The sequence below is a fragment of the Rhodococcus sp. USK13 genome, assembly GCF_018343855.1.
Lineage (GTDB): Bacteria > Actinomycetota > Actinomycetes > Mycobacteriales > Mycobacteriaceae > Rhodococcus_F > Rhodococcus_F oxybenzonivorans.
The window spans coordinates 5,972,226-5,996,395 of record NZ_CP069242.1; the positions used below are offsets into that span (position 1 = coordinate 5,972,226).

The following is a 24,170-nucleotide window of genomic DNA, read 5'->3' on the forward strand; positions in this document are numbered from 1 at the left end:
GAGGTCAACGATACGTGCAGCGGGCGGATAGCGCTTCGCACAACGACATTTGGTCGGTCGCCCAGAAGTCGACCCGTCCGAAACGACGAAATGCCCGCCACTCGAGGTGGCGGGCATCGCGGCGTATCTCTTTACTTACCGAGTTTCCTGCGCTGCACTCGGGTGCGGCGAAGCAGCTTACGGTGCTTCTTCTTCGACATGCGCTTACGTCGCTTCTTGATCACTGAACCCATAGCGGGTGTCCCTCACGTTCTTCTCTAGCGTTCCTGCGCACGCCGGTCACGTACGCCTGCGCCTCTCTGGCGCCTGGGCCTCGTTTTAACTAGCTCAGCGCCTTACGACACCAGCTGGCTGGTACGACAGTCGCTAATCGTACCGGTGAGGTTCGCCCGGGAGAAACCGAGGTCACCCTCTTCGTGCCGATCGATCAACCGGCATCGAAGTACGAGGTTTCAAGGTAGTCGTGCACCGCTTTCGCATGCACTCTGAACGAACGGCCCACCCGGACGGCAGGCAGTTCGCCGCTGTGCACCAACCGATACACAGTCATCTTGGACACTCTCATCAGCGTCGCTACCTCGGCGACGGTGAGAAATTGCGTTCCGGCCAGGGCCGGTTGTCCGTCTTGGGCTGAGCCCTTCGACGGCTTTTTTCCAGACGTCATCAAACACTTACCTCCGGCACGTCTCGCGCCGCCGGCTTCCCCTCCGGCGGAACAGACACGCACGTGCTACTTCGAGCTTAGCGGGACGGATGGGGTTACTGCGACGGGTGTGGGCAATCGAATATCATTCGGTAGAAGTGCCGAGCTCGGCCGATCTCGATTTCGCCGCCTCCAGCGCGTCGTAGAACGCCGATCGGAGACCGTTCTTTTCCAGCTGACGGATCGCGGCAGCAGTCGTTCCACCGGGCGAGGTGACCGCCGCGCGGAGTTCCGTCGTGCTTTCCCCCGACTGGTCGAGCATGGCCGCGGCACCGACCATCGTCTGCACGACCAGCTCGTTCGCCGTCGCGCGGGTCAGCCCGAGACCCACACCGGCGTCGATCATCGCCTCGGCGACGAGGAAGAAGTAGGCGGGTCCGGACCCGGAGACGGCAGTGACCGCGTCGATCTGCGACTCCGGCACCGTCACGACCTTGCCCACGGCAGACAACACCCCACGTACCAGGTCGAGATGGTCCTTCTTCACATGGCGGCCGGGAGCGAGCACGCTGACGCCCTCCCCTACCAGCATCGGCGTGTTCGGCATGACCCGGACGACGGGGAACCCGGCAGGCAGGCGCTTCTCGTAGTACGAGGTGGGAATGCCCGCCGCCAGGGACACGAGAATCTGTTCACGCTCACCGTCGAGGTCGGCCTTCGACACCGCCGTGAGCGCGGACTCGACGTCACCGGGCTTGACGGCCACCACGATGACGTCGGCTCCCTCCGCGGCGTCCTGGGGGCTGCTCACACACACGGAGTACTCGGCTGCCAGTTCGGCAGCCCGCGGTGGATGCTGCTCGGCCACCACGAGATCCTTCACCGCGTGTCCTGATTGCAGGAGGCCCGAGATGAGCGCCTCGCCGATCCGGCCGCCTCCGATAACCGCAATTCTCGTCATGCCGGACAGCCTGCCACGACCCGTGGCGGCGTGTTTCTAGCGGGGGATCATGGCCAGCTGACGGCTTTGCACGACGATTGCACCGGTCGAGTCGAGGACCGTGTGGTCCTCTTCGAACCACGCACTGCCGAGCACCGTGCTGCTGGCCATCACGCGGAGCCACCCCGGTGCGGGCTGCCTGCGCAGATAGGTGGTGAGCTGCACGGTGGGTGCCCACCCGAACATTCCGCGGTTCATCGTCACGGGTGCACTGATGTCGCCCGTCATGATGGCGAACAGTGCGGCGGTGTCGGGGTCGTTCTCGTCGTCGGCACGCGGTCGGACCCACATGCGCACCTCCGGCTCGCCCTGATTGCCGGCGAGGAAGTGGGCGGACGTGCCGTCGACGCGCATGTCGCATCCCTGAGCCACGTGCACGATTTGGCCCATCGGGTGGTCGGGCGTGAGTATTACCGCGTCGGCGGGCGGCTCCACCGGAAGCTTGGCCAACGCATGATCGACGCTGTAGTGAGGTTCACCCGCGTCGGGAACACCCAGCGTGACCGACGCATGGACGGCGACCCGGTCGCCCTGCCGGAGCTCGACGTCGACGAACGACACCTGCTTGCCCCGCTTGCGCACCGTGGTCGAGAGGGTGACCTCGCCGGGGTCGGGAGCGGCCAGGTAGTTGGCCCCCACTGCGAGTGGCTGAACCCGGGCGAGATCGCCTGCACCGCCGTCGTCGGCCAGGCGGGCGCGTGCGGCCGCCGCGCACAGCGACATCATGGAGCCGCCATGCACCTTCGGCCCGATGGTCCAGATGGGGTCGATGTGCGCCTGGAACGTCCCGTCACCGCCGGGAGTGAGGGCGTTGAGGTCGCGGAAGGGTGCAGAGCTCACGAAACGTCCTGTTCATCGGTTTTCTGAAAGAAATTCTGGGCAATGTCCTGATGGGCGAGTCGGCGCATCGCGGCGATCACCGGTTCGTAGATCGCAGTCCCGAGCACCGCACAGCGCACAGCATCCTCTGCCGAGCCGGTGGGCATCAGCCCGATGTCCACCTCGGCGATACCGCGAATGTGCCGCCCGTAGGCGTCGAGGCGCTCATCGGTCATCGGGATACCCGCATCTTCCAAGGCCTCGAGCGCGCGTTCGAGTTGCGCGACCGCCACGTACCGGGGGTCGTAGATCTGCCCGAGTTTCTCGAGCACGGCGCGCGCCCGCGGATAGTCACCGGGATCGGCCGGAATGTCGAGGTAGGGCGGTAGTTGACCGATCGCCTGGCCGAGCACCTCGAACAGCGAGCCGTCGGGGTGATCGATGAGCTGGAGGACCTTCCGGATGCGCGGGATCGGGAGTCCGGCCCCGGCGAGTGCCTTCACCAGCCCTAGGCGCCGAACGTGTTCTTCGCCGTACCTGGCCTGAGTCGCGCTCGTCGCCTCGCCCGGCATCAGCAGACCCTCGCGCAGGTAGTACTTCACGGTCGCCAGAGGAACGCCGGTACAGGCAACCAGTTCCGACACGCGCACGGTGCCTCCTACCGCGACTCGATCAGGGACTCCATCGTTGGATACTCCAGCTATCCAATGGTGATGTCAGCTTACCGCAGCAGGAATGGCCTCATCGCCCGCGGGTTCAGGTCAGGTGTCGTCGTGATCGCCGCCGGGGCGGCTTTGTGCCGAACCGGACGTGGCGCGGCCTGTCCCGAGGTGCTCCCTGGCGAAGGCCAGCGCCTGACCGAGCATCGACGCCCGCTCGCGCCGGGTCCGCGCGTTCTGAGTGTTGATCTCGATCACAGCCTGTCCCTCGAAGCCCGAGTCGACGAGGTGACGGCATACCTCGGCGCACGGCTGTCCGCCGTGCCCAGGAATGAGGTGTTCGTCCATCGAGGCTCCCCGGCCGTCGGCGAGGTGCAGATGCGCCAGACCCGACCCCATCCGCTCCGCCAGCTTCATCGCGTCCATACCCGCAGTGGCGGTGTGCGAGAGATCGAGCGTGTAGTGGGCATGACCGGAATCGGTGGGGTCGTAGGAGGGACTGAACGCCGACAACGCGGCCCCGGGGCCGCCGCGACGACGAAGCCGCTCGGCCGACCGTTCCTTGCTTCCGAAGAAGCCGTCCGCCCGCATCGGGAACATGTTCTCGACTGCGACGATCACGTCGCTGCGCTCCTCCAGCGCGGCGACCTGGTCGCTGAACCCCTCCGCATACCGGCGTTGCCAGCGGAACGGTGGATGCACCACGACGCTCGTCGCGCCCAACGCCTCCGCGGTGCGCACCGAACGGTCGAGCTTCGCGACCGGGTCGGCGCCCCACACTCGCTGCGAGATCAGCAGACATGGGGTGTGAATCGCCTGAACCGGCATCGCATACTTGCGAACCAGTGCGGCGACGGCACCGATGTCCTGACTCACCGACTCCGCCCACACCATCAACTCGACGCCGTCGTACCCCAGCTCCGCCGCGTATCGGAAGGCGGCCTCAGTGTTCTCCGGATACACCGACGCCGTCGACAGCCCGACCAGAACCTTGCGCCCGCGCGGTGTCTGCCGCGTCTGCACGTACCCACTGTCCCCGACCATGAGCAACTCAGCCCGACGCAAGCATGAAGGCGAGCGGCCCCAGAGTGACGATCATTCCGACCACGACAGCGATCACGAAGCTGGTGATGTCGTCGGTGCGGCGCAGGATGCGCACCATAGCCACCAATCCGACGATGACGAGCAAGGCGAGGATCAGCGCGACCCACGGGAACACGTCCCACAGCTTCTCGAAGCCCTTGAACAACAGGGCGCCGGCGATCACCGCGATCACACCCTGGCCCGCCAGAACCGCCCACTCGCGGGCGGCACTACTTTCCTGCTCGGTGCCGTCGACGTCCTTCGCGGCCTTGGCAGCTCTGGCGGCTTCCACTTTCGCCTCTTTACGCGAGCGACGTGGAGTGGCGACCTGTTCGGTTTCCGCCTCCGGCGCCTCGTCGGTGGCGGCGGCGATCAACTCGGTGTCCTCACCGGCCTTCGCGGCATCCGCGTCGCGCGACTGCCGCATCAGGTCGCCGGCAAGCGTCGAGCCGGACAGCAGCCCGGGCTCCTGCTGTGTTCCCGACTGCCTCGCTCCCGACTGCTTCGTTCCCGACTGCTCGGGCGCCTTGTTCTCGGATGCGGTCTCGGGCTTCTTCGGTGTCTTGACGAGCATGCCGGTGCCGGCTGGCGCCGGCGTGCCGTTCGGGACGGCCTTTGCCTCCGCCTGCGGGGCCGGCTTGGCGGTAGCAGCCTGATTCGCGGCGGGACCAGGCTTGCCGGCGGGAACAGGCTTGCCGGCGGGAGCCGCCTGCACGCGGGGTGCGGCGACGGTGGGCGCCGGTTCCGGCGTTTTCGTCACCGAAGCGGGTTCGGCGGCCGCCGGCGCGACAGGTGCGGCGGCCGGCTTCGGGCGCTCCTGCGTGACGGACCGACTCACCCAGGCGCCCTGATGATCACGTGATGTCGCCGTGGCGGAGGCGCCATTGCGACCGGCGGCGGGGCGACGGGCGGCAGGGCGACTGGCGATGGGCTCGTCATCGTCGTCATCGTCGAACGGTGCCTTGAATGCGGCAGTGCGCTCATCTGCCGTCACCGACCGCGGGGTGGCCCGCGTGGGCGTCGCCGCAGGTTTGGGCTCGGGCTTACGTTCGGGCTCGGGCTTACGTTCGGGCTCGGGCTTACGTTCGGGCTCGGACGCAGATTCGGGCTCCGGCTCGGAATCGAGTGCCCGCGACTCGGATGAATCCCGGACGACCGGGATCTCACCGGTCAGCTCGGCAACGGAGATTCCGCCCTTGACGCCGCGACGACGTCTTCCCCCACGGGACTCCACTTGCTGCCCATTGCGTTTGAGCAGTTCTGAAACAGAGATCTGCTGACTGTCCTCGGTCATCGAGCACCCACCATCAATTCACCGCCCATTTCCGTGTCGAGCTTTCGGAGGATCAGACCCTCCCGCAGAGCCCAGGGGCAGATTTCCAATTCTTCTACCCCGAGAGCTCTCATGCTGGCCTCCGCGACGAGTGCTCCGGCGACGATCTGCTGCGACCGGTCGGAGCTCACTCCCTCTAATTCTGCACGGTCCGCCGCCGTCATCCGCGAAATGAAAGCTATGAGTTGCCTGAGACCGCTCGAGGTGAGCGTGCGCTTCACACGGGGACCGGCACCGGACGGCGCGGCGCCCGTGAGACGGGCCAGGGACCGGAAGGTTTTCGACGTGCCGACGGCACGATCCCATTCCCCTGCCGCCCGCAGCTCCTTCGACGGGACCGCGAGTTCGGCGTCGAGCCAGTCGCGCAGCACCGCGACCCTGCGTTTCCCCGGCGGGTCGGCCTCGAGCCAGTCACGCGTGAGGCGGCCCGCCCCGAGCTGTAACGACAGCGCGACGTCCGGGTCCTCGTCGCCCCCGCTCGTCAGTTCGAGGGATCCGCCACCGATATCAATGTTGAGGATGCGCCCCGCACTCCATCCGTACCAGCGGCGCACGGCGAGGAAAGTCAGCCGCGCTTCGTCGACGCCGGACAGGACTTCGAGCCTCACCCCGGTCTCGGCATGTACGCGGCCGAGAACGGCATCCGAGTTTTTCGCGTCACGCACGGCCGAGGTGGCGAAGGCCATCAGCTCGCCGCAGCCCGAGGTCTTCGCGATCGCCGCGAAGTCGGCGACCGTCGCCACCAGGCGGTCTGCGCCCGCAGCTGTGATGTCACCGAGTTCGTCCGTGTTCTCCGCCAGCCGCAATGTCGACTTGGTGGAGCTCATCGGTGTGGGGTGGCCGCCCCTGTGGGCGTCCACTACGAGCAGATGGACGGTGTTGCTTCCGACGTCGAGTACCCCTAGTCGCACATTGACACGGTACTGGGTCTACCGTCGGGCTTTGTGACAGCAGGTAAAGCAGGGCGTTCCCACAAGATGACGCCCAGCCCCGAAGTTCCCCTCGATTTCGCTCGCGAGTGGGTCGAATTCCCCGATCCGGACAACGCCGAGCACATCATCGCTGCCGACATGACGTGGCTGCTCTCCCACTGGACCTGCGTGTTCGGCACGCCGGCGTGTCAGGGAATCCTCGAGGACCGGCCCGATGACGGTTGCTGTTCGCACGGGGCCTTCCTCTCCGACGATGAGGATCTCGAGAAGCTGAACGAGTCGGTGAAGCTGCTCACACCCGAAGACTGGCAGTTCATGGACAAGGGTCTCGGCAAGAAGGGCTACGTCGAAGAGGACGACCTCGAGGACGAGCCCGCCCTGCGCACCCGCCGATACAAAGGCGCGTGCATCTTCCTCAACCGCCCCGGATTCGCGGGCGGCGTCGGGTGTGCGCTGCACTCGATGGCGTTGAAGCGAGGGATCGAGCCCCTCGAAGTGAAGCCGGACGTGTGCTGGCAGCTCCCGATCCGCCGCACCCAGGAATGGGTCGAACGCCCGGACGGCGAGCAGATACTCAAGACGACGATCACCGAGTACGACCGGCGCGGCTGGGGCGAGGGTGGCGAGGACCTCGCCTGGTACTGCTCCGGCTCACCCGACGCCCATGTCGGCGCCAAGGCGGTGTGGCAGTCGTATGCGCCCGAACTGGCGGAACTGCTCGGTAAGGCCGCCTACGCCGAATTGGCGAAGTTGTGTGCTCGCAGGGCAGGCCTCGGTCTCATCGCCGTCCATCCCGCCACCTCTATCGCGCAACGGAACCCGGCCCGGTAACGGATCGGACCCAGCGGTCGATTTCCCAGGCACGGCCCGCTTGCGGGCACAGCCACGGCACGGCCCGTTCGCGGGCACAGCCACGATGGGAGAGAACATGCTTGCTCGAATTCTGTCCGCTGCCCTGTTGACCGCCGCCGCCGCACTGACCCTCGCCCCGGTCGCCGCCGCGAACCCTGCCGACGACCCGTACGGCTGGAACACCTATCACGACAAGACCGCGAACTTCGTCGCGCCGCTCGACCCCGGCGCATTCGGCGACAGGGGCGACAAGGCCATCGTGTTGAGCCCCTACGGCACGTCCCGCGTCATCGAGTGCAAGGGCGACGGACACTATGTCGCCGTGTCGTGCCGTCAGTTCGACGACCAGGCGCGCGAGCACGCCATCACGCAGGTGATGTTCGCCCCGTTCCGGCCCGTCTACGTCTACAACCCGTTCTGAGGTCGGCTCAGGCCTCGAGCTTGTAGCCGAGGCCGCGCACGGTCACCAGGTGCTCGGGCTTGGCCGGGTCCGTTTCGATCTTCGAGCGGAGACGCTTGACGTGGACGTCCAGGGTTTTGGTGTCGCCGACGTAGTCGGCACCCCACACGCGGTCGATCAGCTGACCCCGCGTGAGCACCCGGCCCGAGTTCCGCAACAGGTACTCGAGTAGGTCGAATTCCTTGAGCGGCAGGGTGACCGCCTCGCCGTTGACCTGCACTACGTGACGTTCGACGTCCATGCGGACCGGGCCGGCCTCGAGGACCGCCGAGTCCTGCGCCACGTCGAGATCGTTGTCGACGCCGCGGCGCAGCACCGCGCGGATCCGGGCGATCAGTTCCCGCGCGGAGTACGGCTTGGTCACGTAGTCGTCAGCTCCGAGTTCGAGTCCGACCACCTTGTCGATTTCGCTGTCGCGCGCCGTCACCATGATGACGGGCACACCGGATCGGCTACGCAACTGCTTGCACACGTCCGTTCCGCTCATACCCGGGAGCATGAGGTCGAGGAGGACGATGTCCGCGCCGGAACGATCGAACTCGGCCAGGGCCGAGGGGCCGTCGCCGACGACGGTCGTCTCGAACCCTTCCTTGCGTAACAGGAATGCCAACGGGTCGGCCAGGGATTCCTCGTCTTCCACGATCAGCACACTTGTCATCGCTTGGCCTCCATACCGATTTCTCTCTTTCCGACGTTTCCGCCGTCGGCGTCCCCGCCGTTCGGATCTACTGTCTCGATGTGTGCAGGTATTTGCAGGGTAAACGTCGAACCCGTTCCGGGCTTGCTCCACAATTCGATGGATCCGTTGTGGTTGGCGGCGACGTGCTTGACGATGGCGAGTCCGAGTCCCGTGCCGCCGGTCGCCCGCGCGCGGGCCTTGTCGACTCGGAAGAAGCGCTCGAACACCCGCTCCTGGTCGGCTTTGGCGATCCCTTCGCCGCGGTCGGTGACCGAGATCGCAACGTTGGCGCCCCGCATCGAGCGGCTCACCGACACCGGTGTCCGCTTCGGTGAGTAGGCGATGGCGTTCTGCACCAGGTTGGTGAGGGCGGTGACCAGCAGTGCGCGGTCACCGAGCACTTCAAAGCCGCTGGGATGGTCGGTGGTGACAGAGATGCCGGCCGCCTCCGCAGAGATCTTGCACCGTTGCAGGGCCTCGTCCACCACCTCGTCGACCGACACAGCCTCGAGGTCGGGGAGCTTCTCGGCGCCCTGCAGCCGGGACAGCGCGATCAGTTCGGTGACCATTTTGCCGAGGCGGACCGATTCGTGGAGCACCCGCTCCCCGAAATGTCGCACCGACTCCGGGTCGTCCGCCGACTCGAGAAGTGCCTCGGCGAGCAGTCCCATTGCCCCGACCGGGGTTTTCAGTTCGTGGCTGACGTTCGCGACGAAATCGCGGCGGGTCGCCTCCATCCGCACCTGTTCGGAATCGTCGTCGGCGAACAGGACCACGAATTTGTGGTCTTCCTTGCTGAGCAGCCGTGCGGTACCCCGCACAGCGATCCGGTCACGTCCGCGTTGGGGGGTCTTCGTGCTGAGATCGACTTCTACGGGCTCACCGGTCTCGAGGACGCGCAGAGCCGCCACCCAGGCGCGGTCGTCGACGAGCCGGTTTCGGACCAGGCCGAGTTCCTCGGCGCGGGGGTTGAAGAGGACCACGTCGTGGAACTGGTCCACCACGGCGATCCCGCTTTCCGACGCCAGAACGATCAGGTCGAGCACTTGCGACATGGTCAGCCCGGATTGCTCCGCCATCCGCTGCGAGTGCCGTGTCGACAGCATGGGAATCAGCACACCACCGATCAGGTAACCGACGAAGCCGCCCATGACGGCAAGCAGTACGCCTTGAACAACGCTCACGCCTGAATCGTACGTTCGCGGGAACCGCTGGTGATGCAGGGTTCAGCCATTTCCGTGCACGTCACACGTCGGAACCGCACTCTTCGCCCGTCGTTCACCCGTTGTTGGCCGAGTGCCCCGCGCACGGGGCACCCGGCCGGCCCACACGGACTACTTACCGCCCTGATTCGCCACCGCGGCAGCGCCCGCGGCCGCCGCTTCGGGATCGAGGTAGGTACCACCCGGGTTGAGGGGTGTCAGGTTCTCGTCCAGGTCGTAACGCAGCGGGATCCCTGTCGGAATGTTGAGCCCGGCGATGGCGTCGTCGGAGATGCCGTCTAGGTGCTTGACCAGGGCTCGGAGCGAGTTGCCGTGGGCGGTGACGAGGACGGTCTTGCCCGCCAGCAGGTCGGCGGAGATCGTGTCTTCCCAGTACGGGATGAGGCGCTTGACGACGTCGAGGAGGCACTCGGTGAGGGGTACCTCGTCGAGTCCCGCGTACCGGGCGTCGGTGTCCTGGCTGTATTCGCTACCCGCGTCGATCGGCGGCGGCGGGGTGTCGTAGCTGCGGCGCCACAGCATGAACTGCTCGTCGCCGTACTTGTCCTTCACCTGAGCCTTGTTGCGCCCTTGGAGGGCGCCGTAGTGGCGTTCGTTGAGACGCCAGTCGCGGACCACCGGAATCCAGTGCCGATCGGCTGCGTCGAGCGCGATGTTGGCCGTGCTGATCGCCCGGCGCAGCAGCGACGTGTACGACACGTCGGGAAGCAGGTCGTGCTCGCGGAGCAGTTCGCCGGCGCGCTTGCCCTCGGCGATGCCCTTATCGGTCAGGTGAACGTCCACCCAGCCGGTGAACAAGTTGAGTGCATTCCATTCGCTCTCGCCGTGACGGAGCAGCACAAGGGTTCCGGTACTCATGCCGTTCATCCTGGCATGCGGCCCGGAACCCTTGCGTCCTGAACCCCTCTACCGCCCGCCCACAGGCCGGCCGGGAGTGCCTACTTCGCAGCCTCGGCGGCGCGTAGGTCCTTGCGGAGGATCTTGCCGGCGGCCGATTTCGGCACCAGGTCGATGAACTCGACCTTGCGGACCTTCTTGTGCGGGGAGACCTTCTCGGCGACGAACGCGATCACCGCGTCCTCGTCCAGGTCGGCACCGGGCTGGCGGACCACGAACGCCTTGGGCACTTCCTCACCCTCCTCGTCGAGGACGCCGATCACGGCGGCGTCGGCGATCTGCGGATGCGTCAACAGCAACGCCTCCAACTCGGCGGGCGGCACCTGATAACCCTTGTACTTGATCAACTCCTTCATCCGGTCCACGATCGTCACCACCCCCTCGGCATCGACCGTCGCGATGTCCCCGGTATGCAGATACCCGTCCGCATCCAGGGTTTCCGCGGTCGCCTCCTCGTTACCGAGATACCCGGCCATGATGTTCGGGCCCTTGCACCACAACTCCCCCGCCGCGCTGACTCCGTCGGCCGGCTGCTCGATCTCCGCACCGGTCCCGGGATCGACCAGCTTGCATTCCATGTTCGCGATGGTCGGACCCACCGAGTCCAGCGCAATGTCGTCCCGGTCGAACGGAATGACATGCGAGACCGGGCTCATCTCCGACATCCCGTACCCCTGCCGCACCCGGCACCCGAGCCGGTTCGCCACCGCCTTGCCCAATTCCTGATCCAACGGGGCGGCCCCGGAGAAGATCGAGTGCACACTCGACAGGTCGTACTGATCGATCAGCGGATGCTTGGCCAACGCCACCGCAACCGGCGGGGCGATGAACACATACGTGCACCTCTGCTCCGCGACGATCGTCAAGAACTCGACCAGGTCGAACTTCGGCATCGTCACCAGCGCGGCCCGCTTACGCAAGGCGGCGTTGAGCAGCACCGTCATCCCGTAGATGTGGAAGAACGGCAACACCGCGAGGACTCTGTCGTCGGCGCGGATCCCGATCGGCCGGTCGATCTGACACACATTCGCCACCAGATTGCGGTGAGTGAGCATCACCCCCTTCGGCCGGCCGGTGGTGCCCGACGAATACGGCAGCACCGCCAACTGGGTGCCCGGGTCGAACGACACCTCCGGCGCCGGCGCCCCCTCGGCCAGCAGATCCTTCAGCGACGGGTGCCCGTCCGCGCCGTCCAACACGATCACATGCGCGGCCGGGATCCCGACCTGCGCGGCCGCGGCCTTCGCCTGCGGCAGCAGCGGGGAGACGGTGAACAGGAACTTCGCCTTCGAGTCGGTGAGCTGCTTGGCGATGTCCTCGGCGGTGTACAACGCGTTGATCGTGGTCGCGACCCCACCGGCCCGCAGGATCCCGTGGAACACCGACGCGAACGCCGGCACGTTCGGCGAATGCAACGCCGCCACCTCACCGACGGCCAGCCCGCGCGCCGCGAGCGCCCCCGCGACCCCGTTGATCTGGCCGATCAACGACCGATAGGTGGTGACCGCACCGGAAGCACCGTCGATCAACGCCGGCCGATCCCCCTCGGCCTCATCGACCTGGCCGAAGAGGAAGTCGTAGACGCTGAGGTTCGGAATCTCGACGTCCGGAAACGGGCTCTTGAAGCTCACTGGGGCCTCTCCCTCGAAATGTTGCAGCAGCAGTTGTCGACACAAGTTTCTGTGAAAGTCAGAAACATGTACCTATCCTGTGATGACAGTCACAGGCTGCAGCAACTCTACCCGCGCGTATTTCTTTGCCGCGGGCGGTTGTCGGGACCTCATTCCTCCGTGTCGTCGATCAGATGCTCGAACGGTTTGAGGTTGGCGAGCGACTCCCCACGGGAGACCCGCCAGTCCCACTCCCGCTTGATGGAGCTGGCGAATCCCAACTCCAGGAGGGTGTTGAAATCGCCGTCTGCGGCCTCGAGGACCTGCCCGAGCACGCGGTCCAGTTCGTCCTCGTTCACGGCGTGGCCGGCAAGCTGCCCGACCAGATAGATGTCGCCGATCTTGTCCAGCGTGTACGCCACCGAGTACAGCCGCCGATTGCGGCGCAACAGGAACTTGTACACGCCCTCGAAGTTCTCGTCGGGCTTGCGGCACACGAACGCCTCCACCCGAACACCATGCGTGCCGACGGTCAGCAGGGTGGTGGTCTTCAACTTGCGCTCACCCGGCAACTCGACGATGAAATGCGTCGAGTCCTTCCTGGTGAACTCCATCTCACGCTCGGTAAGGGCAGACTCGATGACTTCGGCAAGATCGCTCATGCGCGCACTCCCCCGACCCGGCGCAGTTTCCACAATCCGCGTCCGCGGCGCGGGGAGAACTCGCTCGGCCCGATTCCGTAGTTGTAGTTGACTGTCGCTTGCCGGTAACTCTCGAGAAGCCCTTCCGCGGTGTGCTCCCACGAGAAATTCTCGGCGTGTCGCGGCGCCTCGGCGGCCAGGGCAGCCAGCCGCCGCGGATCGGACACCAGCGAGTGCAACGCCGTCGCCCAGTCCCCTGTGCGGTGCCCGTCCACGAGCAGTCCGGTCTCGCCGTTGCGTACCGCGACACCGAGGCCGCCCACGTGCGCGGCGATCACCGGGGTGCCGCAGGCCTGCGCCTCGATGGCGACCAGACCGAATGATTCCGAATAACTGGGTACGGCAACGAGATCAGAAGCGCGGTAGACGTCGGCGAGTCGGTCGGGTGCCTGCGGAGGAAGGAAGGTGACGTGGGCCGCGATACCGAGCGAGGAGGCGAGTTCGATCAGTGCGTGGGGTCGGGCCAGCCCGGTACCGGACGGACCACCGACGACGAGAACCCGCAGGCTCGACTCGGGATCGCGGGCGATGAGTTCCGCGGCGGCACTCAGCAGCACATCGGGAGCCTTGAGTGGCTGGATGCGGCCGACGAAAGTCACCACGGTCTCGCGGGGGTCGATGCCGAGCGCGCGCCGGGCCGCACCCTTGTCGCCGGGCCGGTACCGCGTCAGGTCGGCGCCGGGGGCAACGACATCGATCCGGCTCGGGTCGGCGCCGTAATGCCGGACCAGTTGCTCGGACTCTTCGGCGGTATTGGCGACGAGACGGTCCGACTCGGCAACGACCTGCTGTTCGCCGATCTGGCGAGCGGCAGGCTCGGGGGTGTCGCCCTCGGCGAGCGACGCGTTCTTCACCGCGGCCAGCGTGTGCGCGGTGTGGACGAGCGGCACGCCCCACCGGTCGCGGGCGAGCCAGCCGACCTGACCGGACAACCAGTAATGCGAGTGCACGACGTCGTAGTAGCCCGGTTCGTGGCGCGCCTCCTCGCGGAGCACACCCGCAACGAACGCGCAGAGCTGCGTGGGCAGGTCCTGCTTGTCCAGTCCCTCGAACGGGCCGGCCACCACGTTGCGGACCAGCACGCCGGGTGCCGCCTCCTGCACCGCCTGATCAGCGGACGACGTGGCCCTGGTGAAGATCTCCACCTCGACCCCGCGCCGGGCCATCTGCATGGCGGTCTGCAGGACGTACACGTTCATTCCGCCCGCATCGCCGGTACCCGGCTGCGCCAACGGTGACGTGTGGACCGAAAGCACGGCCACCCTGCGGGGGCGCGCACCCCGGCCGAGCCCGCCGAGGTCGTTGTACATGGGCGTCACGAACTCCATACTGCCCCCTCGCTCGGCGGGGCTTCTAATCGAGGTTGCCGACGAACTCGCCGATCTCTTTGACGAACCGGGCCGGATCCTCGACGAACGGTCCGTGGTCGCAACCGTCCCAGAACGACGCCTGCGCGTTCGGCACGAGGTCGGCGGCGTGCCTGCCTGCCGCGACGTCCACGACGGAGTCCTCTGTGCCGTGGATCACCAGAACAGGGACGTCGAGCCGCCGCAGCAGGTCGTCGTGGCTCGCAGCGCGGTCGAAGAGCGCCGCACGTACCCGCGGCGGGGTGCTGAGGCTCGCACCGAACAACGCCTGAGACTGCGCACCCTTTCCTTCGGGCGGGCCGGTGAGGGCGGTCCCGAACGCGCCGAGCGCGCGAATGGCGACGCGCGGCTCTTCCGACATCGCACCGGGAACCGCTTCCCGCATCGCGGGGCCGACTTTGCCGCCCTTCTCGCCCCGACCGATGCTGGTGATCGCACCGACGAGCACCACCCCGTCGACCGCAGCGCTCCCGTGCGTGGCGAGATAATCGCAGATGACGAGCCCACCGTACGACCATCCGAGGAGGACGGCCCCGGACGTGACGTCTTCGGCGGCGAGGACCGCGCGCACGTCTCCGGCCCAGACCGCGGAGTCGTCGTATCCGGTGGCGGGCACGCCCGAATACCCGTGCCCGCGTAGATCGGGAGCGATCACCCGGTACCGGGCCGCCAGTTCGTCCAGCACCTCGATGCCCCAGCACTTCGAGGACTGCGCCCAGCCGTGCAGCAGGACGAGGGGGCGCGCGTCCTCGGCGCCGGTGACCGAGTAGACGAGCGGCGTTCCGTCGACGCCGAAGGTTTCACGAATAGCCATGCGGCCACCCTAGGGGGCCGCCGCCTCAGCCGGGCGCGTGCAAGTATTGCCCTCATGAGTGTCCTGGTGTGTTTCCACGCCCATCCCGACGACGAAGTGTTCACGACCGGCGGTGTGATGCGGCAGGCCGCGGATGCCGGTCATCGCGTGGTCGTCGTCACCGCCACGGACGGTGCGCTCGGCGAGGTTCCCGACGGGATCCTGAGCGAAGGCGAATCGCTCGCCGAACGGCGCAGGCGCGAGCTCGAGCACTCGACCGCCCTCCTCGGCGCCGCGCGGGTCGTGATGCTCCACTACGCGGACTCGGGGATGGCCGGGACGCCGGAGAACGACAACCCGGCTGCGTTCTGCAACGCCGACGTCGAGGAGGCGGCCGCCCGGCTGGCCGCCGTCCTCGTCGAGGAAGCCGCCGACGTCGTCACCATCTACGACCCCAACGGCGGGTACGGGCACCCCGACCACGTCCAGGTGCACCACGTGGGAGTCCGCGCCGCAGAGATGGCCGGTGTGCCGCACGTGTACGAGGCTGCCGTGAGCCGCGACCACATCCGGGGTCTGCTGGCCGCCAACCCTCAATGGTCCGAGGACGCGCAGCCGCCGGACCTCGACAGCTTCGGCCTACCCGAGTCGGAGATCACCACGGTCGTCGATGTCAGTGGGGTTCTCGAGGTCAAGCGGGCGGCGATGCATGCGCACGCCACCCAAATCGGCGATTTCGGGCCCTTCCTCGCCATGCCGGACGACCAGCTTCGTGCGGTGTTCGGCCAGGAGTGGTTCCGCCGCCGCGGGGCGCCGGACGGTCTCGCGGAATCGTCGCTCCCGCTCTGAGGAACTCGACGCGTGAACTGCCTGCGGGGACCGGACTCCGCGCCTAGCATCCACGGGTATGGGACCCGCCGATCTCCTCGCCAGCCTCAGGCGGTCCTGCGACCGGCGCGCTGATCCGATGTCTTCGTTGCTCCGCGCCTACCGCGCCACGGGAGCCGACCTGCCGTTCGGCAACCTCCTCGCAGCGCACGGCGTCGCAATGGAGGGTTACTTCTGGCGGTTCACCCAGCCGGCCACGGGCCAAGTGGTCGTCGCGCTGGCCGGCATCAACCGCGCTGAGGACGGCCAGTGGTCGACGCTCGGCCTGGCCGCCCATCCCAGCCGGTTCCTGCGCACCGACGCCTACCCGGAGGGACACGCGGAATCCGCTGGGCTGGGAGCGTTCGCAGGCAAGGCGTTCCGCGGCACAACCGACCGCGTCCAGGTAGATCTCGGACCGGATGCGCGACTCGACGTCCGGGTGACCGATCGGGTCGGGTGGCCGCATCGCCGCTTCGGCGGATCCAGCGTCTTCCAGAGCGTTCCGGCGCTCAACCAGTACTGGCATCCGTGGTTGCTCGGTGGCAGAGCCGAGGGCACCGCGGTGCTCGGCGACACCGAAATCGATCTCGGCGGCGCACAGGTGTACGCCGAGAAGAACTGGGGCAAGGGCGGTTTCCCCGACTCCTGGTGGTGGGGGCAGGCTCAGGGATTCGCCGACCGCCAGGCGTGCGTGGCGTTCGCGGGCGGCGAGATCTCCGCAGGTCCGCTGCGGACCGAGGTGACCGCCGTGGTCGTCGCCCTGCCCGACGGCACCGTGTTTCGCCTCGGCAATCCCGTCACCTCCCCGGTACGAGCGCACGTGACCGAAGATCGCTGGTCGCTGCGGGGGCGAAACCGCACCTGGAGCCTCGAGATCGAGGGCACTTCACCGCTGGGCTCCGCACACGTGCTGCCGGTCCCGCTGCCCGAGGAACGTCGCAACATCGCGGGCGCCCTCGAACATCTCGCCGGGTCGATGAGCGTCACGGTCCGTCGCCGTGGTCGTCTCGTGTGGGCAGACGAATCTCCTCTGGCAGCGCTCGAACACGGGGGCATCGAGCGCGCCCGCGAGGAACTGCGGCGACGGGGAGCCGCGCCGGACGCCACTTCGGCGCCGCCCCTCAGCTGACCGCCGTCCGACCGCCCCGTTGCCGACGGAAAGGTCAGCTGCGCGGCCTGTACGCGCGCGGCTGACCAATCCATCCGCACCTACTGGAGAGACACACGCCGCATCGCACCGACCGGGTCCGAGTACAGAGCGCTCAATGACACCACCGTCGACGCATACTCCTGCACCCGGTTTCCGAAGCCCGTGATGCGAATGTCCTTGCGCTCCAACGACGACGCTCGAGCGAACGCCTCGGCCACGTGCGGAATCCCGGCGGGATACTCGGTAAAGGCCTGACCACCGAGGATCACCCGATCCGGATTGAACAGGTCCCGCAGCATGGCCACCGTCCTACCCAGCACCTGAGCGCGGTCGACCAGAAGATCCTGCGCAGCAACCGATCCGGCCGCCGCCACCTTGTACAGCGCACTCATCGACGGCAGCCGTGCCGACTCCGGCAGGATGCCCGCCGACACTGCGGCGCCGAGAATTGCACGATCGCTGATCGTCGCTTCGAGGCATCCTCGCGAGCCGCAGGAGCACTGCGCCGAGGAACCGGTGGGGAGGTGTGCGATGGAACCCGGCCCACTCGACGGCGTGTGCACCCGGCCGTCGATGGTGATGGCAATTCCCGCGGTTTCGCGCGCGTAGAAGTACAGCCCCGTTTCACCCTGCGCCACGAAATCCTCACTGTCCGGGCTCAGTAACAGTTCCGACGCGGCCATCGCTTCGACGTGGGCGGCGACGGACACCGGCAATCCGAGCCCGGCGGCGATGATGGCTCCGACCTGCGCCGACTTCCACCCCAACCGGGGATGATCGACCACACCCGTCTGTGCATCGACGCGTCCACCGAGGGCGACGCCCGCCCACAGCGGACGGCGCCGGTGCCAGCGGGATGCGAAAGCCCGTGCGCTGCGGGCGATACCGGTCAGGGCCTCGGCGGACGGACCGCGCGGCGTCGGAACTTCCACAGCCCCGAGCACCTTTCCGCGCAAATCGCTCGCGAGGATGCTGGTCACCACGGCGCCGATGTGGATTCCCACGGTGAGGTACGGCTCGTGGTTCACCTCGAACGGGACGCGGGGACGACCGATCGCACCGGAGGGCGTGAGATCGCCGCGCTCGCGGAGCAACCCGAGATCGAGAAGCGCCGACACCTGACGATTGACGGTCGCAATACTGAGGCCGGTCGCCTTGGCAGCCACATCCCGCGACAGGGGGCCGCGAGCACGGGCCACGCGCAGGACACCGGCGGCGGGACCGTCGCTGATCCGCAGGTCGGGAGGAACGATGGTCAGGCGCGGACGAGACAGGGGACGCTGGAACCGCGTTGAGGCGCTCAGATTCGAACTGGAAAGAGTGGGGGTAGACACGGAGTAGTCCTTGCGTACGGAGGCGGTGCGCACCTTCGTCCGAACACGGCGTCGTCCCTGCGGGGACGCGGACGGCTGATCAGGAGAAGACTGCGCGGGTCAGCTGGAGACGCTGAAACAGCGACAACACAGTTCCCGCGCCAACGGCAGCCGCGATCCCAGCGCGGAAGTCACATAGGTGACCCGCGGAGCGGTCGGCTGGCCTGAGGACATGCCAAGAAAAATAGCACCTTCGGTCGCTTTCACCAATCTCTGCCGATTCGGCGGTCCCCGCGACTCTTGCGATCAGAGTGACGCCAAACCTTCCGGCGGTGGCGCGCCGATGGTTCGGTTGCAGGACTGCACATCGCTTCCGATACCCGAAAGGCCCATCATGTCTATCGATTTCGCGCCCGATCAGGTTGCCGACTCCCCTGCCGTTCCGGGTGCCGCCGGCGTCGTACAACTGGGCGAACACATCGGAGCCCGGATCGACGGTGTTCGGCTCGGCGGCGACCTCGACCCCGCCACGGTGTCGCTGATCCATCGGGCGCTGCTCACCCACAAAGTGATCTTCTTCCGCGGACAGCAGCACCTGACGGACGATTCCCAGTACGAGTTCGCGCAGCTGCTCGGCTCCCCCACCACCGCGCACCCCACCGTCACCTCCCGGGGAACCACCGTGCTGCCCATCGACTCCGACTACGGCAAGGCCAACAGCTGGCACACGGACGTGACCTTCGTCGACCGCATCCCGAAGGCGTCGATTCTGCGTGCCGTGCAACTTCCGACCTACGGCGGCTCCACCACCTGGGCGTCCGGGGTCGCGGCTTACAACGCGCTTCCGGAGCCTCTCAAGATTCTCGCCGAGAAGCTGTGGGCCACCCACACCAACGTCTACGACTACGCCGCGACGAGCGCGGAGCGGGCGCAGAACGAGAAGACGCAGGAGTACCGCGCCGAGTTCCAGTCCACCTACTTCGAGACGGTGCACCCGGTGGTGCGGGTGCACCCGGAGACCGGCGAACGCACCCTGCTGCTCGGCCATTTCGTGAAGAATCTCGTCGGCCTGAGCACTGCGCACTCGCAGGCGCTGTTCCGGATTCTGCAGGATCACGCCATCTCCCTCGAATACACGACCCGGTGGAACTGGCAGCCGGGCGATGTCGCCATCTGGGACAACCGCGCAACGCAGCACTACGCCGTCGCCGATTACGGGGATCAGTACCGCCGGCTCAATCGCATCACCCTGGCCGGGGACGTGCCCGTCGACATCCACGGCGAACGCAGCCGCAGCATCGCAGGCGACGCGAGCAGCTACTCGGTCATCGACGAGCCCGCGCCCGTTCGCGGGTAAGGCTCGAGCCCTACCATGGCCGCATGATCATCTCACCCGACACCCGCGTCGCCGTTGTCACCGGAGCGAGCTCCGGAATCGGCGAAGCCACCGCCCGCACACTGGCTGACCAGGGTTTTCATGTGGTCATCGGAGCGAGGCGGGTGGATCGACTGGAAAAGATCGCCGGAGACATCGGGGGTACGGCGCTCGAGCTCGACGTCACCGACGACGACTCGGTGGACGCCTTCACGGCAGTCCTGCCCCGGGTGGATGTGCTGGTGAACAACGCGGGTGGGGCCAAGGGGCTGGCGCCGGTCCTCGACGCCGACCTCGACGACTGGCGCTGGATGTGGGAGACGAACGTCCTGGGAACCCTGCGGGTGACCAGGGCGCTCCTGCCCAAACTCGTCGACTCGGGCAACGGACTGATCGTCACCATCACGTCGGTGGCGGCGCTCGAGGCCTACGACAACGGCGCGGGCTACACCTCCGCCAAACACGCACAGGCCGTGCTGCATCGGACGCTGCGTGGAGAGTTGCTGGGCAAGCCCGTTCGCCTCACCGAGGTTGCGCCGGGCGCCGTGGAGACGGAGTTCTCGCTGGTGCGGTTCGAGGGCGACAAGGAGCGCGCCGACAAGGTGTACGAGGGGATCACTCCGCTGGTGGCCGCCGACGTCGCCGACATCATCGGGTTCGTGGCGTCGCGCCCCTCGCACGTCAACATCGATCAGATCGTCGTCAAGCCCCGAGATCAGGCCTCCTCGGGACGTTTCCACCGCACGAGTGACCTGAGACGTCAGTGACCGACAAGCCTCACTGCGGCTCGTCACCGGTCCCGTCCGTCGGCGCGGCGATCCTGATATTCGAGCAGTAGGACCACGGTCCACACCGCGGCAACGATCAACGCCACCGATCCCAACAGCATCCATCCCGCCACCGCAGCCCCCTACCGTTCGAACTGTCCCGAAAATCGAGACTCGTTCAGGTAGACGCAGCGGGAGTCGGTTCGGTTCCCCTACGCGAGCGCGGACATCGACTGCCAGGTCGGCCAATCGACGGCCCAGTCGTAGATGTCGCCGTCGGCTGCCGACAATTCGATGGAGGTGCCGGTGACCTCCACAGGATCGCCGTACATGGCCGTGCCGAAATACTGTTGGGCGTCGCCCAGCGACAGATTGATGCAGCCGTTGGTGACGTTCGACGACCCCTGCACTCCGAGGGTCTCGGGATTCGCGTGGATGAATTCGCCGTTGTTCGAGATGCGCACCGCCCACCGCTCGCGGACGTTCTCGTAGAACGGCGGGTTGGACATGAGGAAGTCCTCGTGCTTCTCCGTCACCATGTGGATGCCGCTTCGCGTGACGTTGCGCGGTTCGTTGCCCTCGCCGTAGCTGACCGGGATGTCCATGATGGTCTGGCCGTCCCGCACCACCTGCATACGGTGGCTGGGCGCGTTGGCAATCACGGTCTGACTGCGACCGATGGTGAAGTCGAGCGACAGGTCCTCTGCTCCGTAGGCTCCGTCACCGAAGTCGAGCCCGTACAGCCTGGCGTCCAGATTCACGGTGGTGCCCGGTGCCCAGTAGTTCTGCGGTCGCCAGTGCGCACGCGACCCGTTGTCGTCCGGCAGCCAGGCCCACGACCCCGGAGTGGGCGGCGTCGTCGTCACCGTCATCGCCTTCTCCACCGCAGCCTTGTCTTCGACGGTGTCGTGAAACTGCACGATGATGGGGGCGGCGATACCGACCTCTCGACCGTCACCGATGTTCAGGTTGGCCGAGATCGTCTGCTCGGGTTGCACGGTGGTGAAGCCGCCGTCGACAGTGACCGTCTTGCCGTCGGTACCGACGGCAGTGCCCTGCCACGTGTAGGTGGCTCCGTAGCCGAGAGCCTCACCGACAGTGAACGTGGTTCGGTCGGGCGACAGGACGCCCTGTACGGCACGGCCCTCCGCATTGACGAGAGCGATATCGGTGAAAGTGCCCTCGGTGGCGGTGGCCGAGACCGGCGACACCGGGTTCACGTCCTGCGAACCCGACTCCGGATTCTGGGTGACCTGAACCACCGGTTCGGGAGGGGCGACGGGCGTCCCGGATTGCGGGCCCACCGTGCAACCGGCGAGCAAGGCGACGAGAGCGATCAGCGCCGCCGCGACATACGCGACCCGCTTCGGGCTTGTCCGAGAACCCAGTTCATGCACGACTGACACGTTACCTGCGCTACGGACCGACCTTTCAGACCGCGCAGCCTACCGTGACGGGTTCCGGTTCGAGGCGGACACCGAACGCCGACTGGACACCGTCCCGCACGTCCCGCGCAAGGGCCAGGAGATCCTCGGTCTTCGCCGCGCCGCGATTGGTGAGTGCCAGGGTGTGCTTGGTGGACAAGCGGGCTGCAGCGCCTTCGGCGGGATACCCCTTCGAGAACCCGGCCCGCTCGATCAGCCATCCGGCGGAGAGCTTGGTGCCCGTGGCGGCCGGATACTGCGGCACCGAGACGTCACCGAGTCGAGCTTCGACGGCAGCGAGAACGGCGGCCAGTTCGCTGTCGGGCACGACGGGATTGGTGAAGAATGACCCCGCACTCCAGGTGTCGTAATCGTCGGGGTCGAGCACCATGCCTTTGCTTCTGCGCAGGTCGAGGACGGCGTCGCGGACCTCGACCGACGGTCGCCGGTCCCCTTCCTCCGCGTCCAGGGCAGAGAACAGTTCCCGGTAGCGCAACGGCTCGCTCAAACCGTCCCGGTGCACTGTCAGTTCCACCGCGAGCACGAGAGCGGCGTCGGTGTGTTTCAGGACGCTCGTGCGGTACCCGAGTCCCAGCGCGTCGGGCTGCACCCATCGGACCTCGCCGGTGCGGCGGTCGAGGAGCCGCACGCGCCGCAACATGGTGCCGATCTCGACGCCGTACGCCCCGACGTTCTGCACCGGAGTGGCACCCGTCGAGCCGGGGATCCCGGACAGACATTCGAGCCCGCCGAGTTCGGCGGCGACGGTCTGCGCTACGACCTGATCCCACTCGGCACCGGCCTCGGCAGTGACGAATCCCTCGTCGAATTCCACGGTGGTGTTCGACACACGGACCACCACGCCGTCGAAACCGTCGTCACCGACCACCAGATTGGAACCGCCCGCGAGGATCAGCGTCGGTATGCCACTCGCGTCGAGCAGGCGGATCACATCGACCAGCACCTCGGTGGTCGGGCACTCGGCCACGATGCGCGCCGGCCCGCCCACCCGCAGGGTGGTCATTTCCGAGAAGTCGAGATTCTCGGACACGAAGGCGCCGGAATCGACGAGTTGACTGACAATGCTCACATCCCACACATCCGCAAACGGTAGCCTGCGGACCGTGAGCCGCCGCATCGAGCATTCCTCGACCTACTCCTTCCCCGTCGAACAGGTCCACGCCGGCCTGACCACCGAGCAGTACTGGCGCGACCGGATCGCCGAGGTCGGCGGGCCGGGAGCCACGCTCGACGAGGTCACGACCGGGCCCGGGACCATCTCGGTGTCCATGTCGCAGTCGATTCCCGCCGAGCATCTGCCGAGCATCGTCGCGAAGGTCCGATCGGGGGACCTCGTGATCGCGCGCACCGAAACCTGGAACGCGCTCGACGGCGGTCGCGCGTCCGGCACCTTCACTGCTCGGGTCACCGGCGCACCCGCTGAGATCTCGGGATCGCAAACCCTCACCAGCGAGGGCTCCGGCACGAAAGTCCAGGTCACCGGCAAGGCCGAGGTCAAAATCCCGTTGATCGGCGGCAAGATCGAAGGCGCCATCGGAGACGAGGTGCTGCGCCTGATCGACAAGGAGCAGGAGTTCACGCAGCGGTGGCTCGGCGCCTGACGCCCGCCGAGCGGCGTCTCGACGGTCCCCGACCTGGGGCGGGCGTCGATTGTGTTCGGTCACAGTCCGGTAACCTTGACGATCATGGCTCGCCGCATCGACTACTCAGCCCGTTACAAGCACACCCCGAAAGAGGTGTACGGCGCGTTCACCAACCGCGACTACTGGGACGCGCGCATCGAGGAGATGCGGAAGTACTCCGAGAACCACATCGAGCACTTCGAGGTCAGCGACGACGGAATCGACATCGTCCTTCACCACATCCTGCCGCGCTCCGAACTCCCGGAGATCGCGCAGACCGTGATGAAGAAAGACATGGTCATCACCCGTAAGGAGTCGTACACCCCGTTCGGTGACCCGACCACCGGAACGTACGAGGCATCGATCCCCGCCGGACCCGGCAGCCTGACGGGCACCATGAAACTGTTCGCCACCGACACCGGATGCACGTTCCGCACGTCGTCCGAGGCGAAGGTGTACCTGCCGTTCATCGGCGGGAAGCTCGAGCAGCTGATGCTCGTCAACCTCATCGACCTCTTCCGCGCCGAGGCCGAGATCACCGAAAACTGGTTGTCGCAGCAGTAGCTTCCACAGCACA

At 66.9% G+C, this 24,170-nt stretch carries 26 protein-coding genes; 8 read left to right on the forward strand and 18 right to left on the reverse strand.

The window, feature by feature from the left end:
- Positions 1-131: 131 nt before the first annotated feature.
- From JQT59_RS30005 to JQT59_RS30040, 8 genes are all read right to left on the reverse strand, one after another.
- Positions 132-233: a 30S ribosomal protein bS22 gene (locus JQT59_RS30005; RefSeq protein ID WP_003402602.1), complete on the reverse strand. Its 102-nt coding sequence runs from the start codon at positions 231-233 to the stop codon at positions 132-134.
- Between the two features lie 194 nt (positions 234-427).
- Entirely contained in the window at positions 428-664 is a 237-nt protein-coding gene (locus JQT59_RS30010) for a helix-turn-helix domain-containing protein (RefSeq protein WP_109327837.1), read from the reverse strand.
- A gap of 124 nt (positions 665-788) precedes the next feature.
- Positions 789-1,604 (reverse strand): pyrroline-5-carboxylate reductase, encoded by an 816-nt coding sequence (gene proC / locus JQT59_RS30015; protein WP_213573112.1) that lies wholly within the window; start codon positions 1,602-1,604, stop codon positions 789-791.
- Between the two features lie 36 nt (positions 1,605-1,640).
- Entirely contained in the window at positions 1,641-2,483 is an 843-nt protein-coding gene (locus JQT59_RS30020) for a thioesterase family protein (RefSeq protein ID WP_213573113.1), read from the reverse strand.
- Positions 2,480-3,112: a MerR family transcriptional regulator gene (locus JQT59_RS30025; RefSeq protein ID WP_213573114.1), complete on the reverse strand. Its 633-nt coding sequence runs from the start codon at positions 3,110-3,112 to the stop codon at positions 2,480-2,482. Before JQT59_RS30025 ends, JQT59_RS30020 begins: the two co-directional genes overlap by 4 nt.
- Positions 3,113-3,223: 111 nt before the next feature.
- Positions 3,224-4,165 carry a sugar phosphate isomerase/epimerase family protein gene (locus JQT59_RS30030; protein WP_213573115.1) on the reverse strand — a complete coding sequence of 314 codons (942 nt, stop codon included), beginning with the start codon at positions 4,163-4,165 and terminating at the stop codon, positions 3,224-3,226.
- Between the two features lie 7 nt (positions 4,166-4,172).
- On the reverse strand, positions 4,173-5,498 hold the full coding sequence (locus JQT59_RS30035; protein WP_213573116.1) for an Rv0497 family membrane protein: 1,326 nt from the start codon (positions 5,496-5,498) through the stop codon (positions 4,173-4,175).
- Positions 5,495-6,448, reverse strand: a complete 954-nt coding sequence (locus tag JQT59_RS30040) for a Ppx/GppA family phosphatase (RefSeq protein WP_213573117.1) — start codon at positions 6,446-6,448, stop codon at positions 5,495-5,497. The genes JQT59_RS30035 and JQT59_RS30040 overlap by 4 nt, the downstream gene beginning before the upstream one ends.
- A gap of 66 nt (positions 6,449-6,514) precedes the next feature.
- Between JQT59_RS30040 and JQT59_RS30045 the strand changes: the two genes are divergently transcribed.
- On the forward strand, positions 6,515-7,300 hold the full coding sequence (locus tag JQT59_RS30045; RefSeq protein ID WP_109327823.1) for a DUF3109 family protein: 786 nt from the start codon (positions 6,515-6,517) through the stop codon (positions 7,298-7,300).
- Between the two features lie 97 nt (positions 7,301-7,397).
- Positions 7,398-7,742, forward strand: a complete 345-nt coding sequence (locus JQT59_RS30050; RefSeq protein ID WP_213573118.1) for a hypothetical protein — start codon at positions 7,398-7,400, stop codon at positions 7,740-7,742.
- A gap of 7 nt (positions 7,743-7,749) precedes the next feature.
- Here JQT59_RS30050 and JQT59_RS30055 read toward each other — a convergent pair whose 3' ends face one another.
- The 7 genes from JQT59_RS30055 to JQT59_RS30085 form a co-directional block, all read right to left on the reverse strand.
- Entirely contained in the window at positions 7,750-8,439 is a 690-nt protein-coding gene (locus tag JQT59_RS30055; RefSeq protein ID WP_109327819.1) for a winged helix-turn-helix domain-containing protein, read from the reverse strand.
- Positions 8,436-9,644: a sensor histidine kinase gene (locus JQT59_RS30060; protein WP_213573119.1), complete on the reverse strand. Its 1,209-nt coding sequence runs from the start codon at positions 9,642-9,644 to the stop codon at positions 8,436-8,438. The genes JQT59_RS30055 and JQT59_RS30060 overlap by 4 nt, the downstream gene beginning before the upstream one ends.
- A 150-nt stretch (positions 9,645-9,794) precedes the next feature.
- Positions 9,795-10,550 (reverse strand): phosphoglyceromutase, encoded by a 756-nt coding sequence (locus tag JQT59_RS30065; protein WP_213573120.1) that lies wholly within the window; start codon positions 10,548-10,550, stop codon positions 9,795-9,797.
- Between the two features lie 71 nt (positions 10,551-10,621).
- On the reverse strand, positions 10,622-12,211 hold the full coding sequence (locus JQT59_RS30070; RefSeq protein WP_213573121.1) for an AMP-binding protein: 1,590 nt from the start codon (positions 12,209-12,211) through the stop codon (positions 10,622-10,624).
- Positions 12,212-12,360: 149 nt separating this feature from the next.
- Complete coding sequence (locus JQT59_RS30075; protein WP_109327811.1) at positions 12,361-12,852, reverse strand: type III secretion system chaperone family protein; 492 nt, start codon at positions 12,850-12,852, stop codon at positions 12,361-12,363.
- Positions 12,849-14,219, reverse strand: a complete 1,371-nt coding sequence (gene mshA / locus JQT59_RS30080; protein ID WP_397517667.1) for a D-inositol-3-phosphate glycosyltransferase — start codon at positions 14,217-14,219, stop codon at positions 12,849-12,851. Before mshA ends, JQT59_RS30075 begins: the two co-directional genes overlap by 4 nt.
- 25 nt (positions 14,220-14,244) lie before the next feature.
- Positions 14,245-15,072, reverse strand: coding sequence for an alpha/beta fold hydrolase (locus tag JQT59_RS30085; protein ID WP_213573122.1), 828 nt, complete (start codon positions 15,070-15,072; stop codon positions 14,245-14,247).
- Between the two features lie 54 nt (positions 15,073-15,126).
- Here JQT59_RS30085 and JQT59_RS30090 point away from each other — a divergent pair, with 54 nt between their 5' ends.
- Positions 15,127-15,900: a PIG-L family deacetylase gene (locus JQT59_RS30090; protein ID WP_213573123.1), complete on the forward strand. Its 774-nt coding sequence runs from the start codon at positions 15,127-15,129 to the stop codon at positions 15,898-15,900.
- A gap of 118 nt (positions 15,901-16,018) precedes the next feature.
- Entirely contained in the window at positions 16,019-17,050 is a 1,032-nt protein-coding gene (locus tag JQT59_RS30095; RefSeq protein WP_213573124.1) for a tocopherol cyclase family protein, read from the forward strand.
- 80 nt (positions 17,051-17,130) lie between these two features.
- Here the strand turns inward: JQT59_RS30095 and JQT59_RS30100 are convergent, their stop codons facing one another.
- On the reverse strand, positions 17,131-18,405 hold the full coding sequence (locus JQT59_RS30100) for an ROK family transcriptional regulator (protein ID WP_213573125.1): 1,275 nt from the start codon (positions 18,403-18,405) through the stop codon (positions 17,131-17,133).
- Positions 18,406-18,778: 373 nt separating this feature from the next.
- On the opposite strand from JQT59_RS30100, the gene JQT59_RS30105 reads away from it, so the two are divergent.
- The gene (locus JQT59_RS30105; protein WP_213573126.1) at positions 18,779-19,741 is read left to right on the forward strand and encodes a TauD/TfdA dioxygenase family protein; all 963 of its coding nucleotides are present in this window, start codon (positions 18,779-18,781) and stop codon (positions 19,739-19,741) included.
- Positions 19,742-19,764: 23 nt separating this feature from the next.
- On the forward strand, positions 19,765-20,526 hold the full coding sequence (locus tag JQT59_RS30110; RefSeq protein WP_213573127.1) for an SDR family NAD(P)-dependent oxidoreductase: 762 nt from the start codon (positions 19,765-19,767) through the stop codon (positions 20,524-20,526).
- A gap of 212 nt (positions 20,527-20,738) precedes the next feature.
- On the opposite strand, the gene JQT59_RS30115 is transcribed toward JQT59_RS30110, so the two are convergent.
- Together JQT59_RS30115 and JQT59_RS30120 are read right to left on the reverse strand one after the other, a co-directional pair.
- Entirely contained in the window at positions 20,739-21,923 is a 1,185-nt protein-coding gene (locus JQT59_RS30115) for a L,D-transpeptidase (protein ID WP_213573128.1), read from the reverse strand.
- Between the two features lie 34 nt (positions 21,924-21,957).
- A complete protein-coding gene (locus JQT59_RS30120) occupies positions 21,958-23,049 on the reverse strand; it encodes a UDP-N-acetylmuramate dehydrogenase (protein WP_249354679.1) in 1,092 nt (363 codons plus the stop codon).
- Between the two features lie 25 nt (positions 23,050-23,074).
- On the opposite strand from JQT59_RS30120, the gene JQT59_RS30125 reads away from it, so the two are divergent.
- On the forward strand, positions 23,075-23,572 hold the full coding sequence (locus tag JQT59_RS30125) for a DUF2505 domain-containing protein (protein ID WP_204164888.1): 498 nt from the start codon (positions 23,075-23,077) through the stop codon (positions 23,570-23,572).
- Positions 23,573-23,656: 84 nt separating this feature from the next.
- Positions 23,657-24,157, forward strand: a complete 501-nt coding sequence (locus JQT59_RS30130; RefSeq protein ID WP_213573130.1) for a DUF2505 domain-containing protein — start codon at positions 23,657-23,659, stop codon at positions 24,155-24,157.
- Positions 24,158-24,170: the final 13 nt, after the last annotated feature.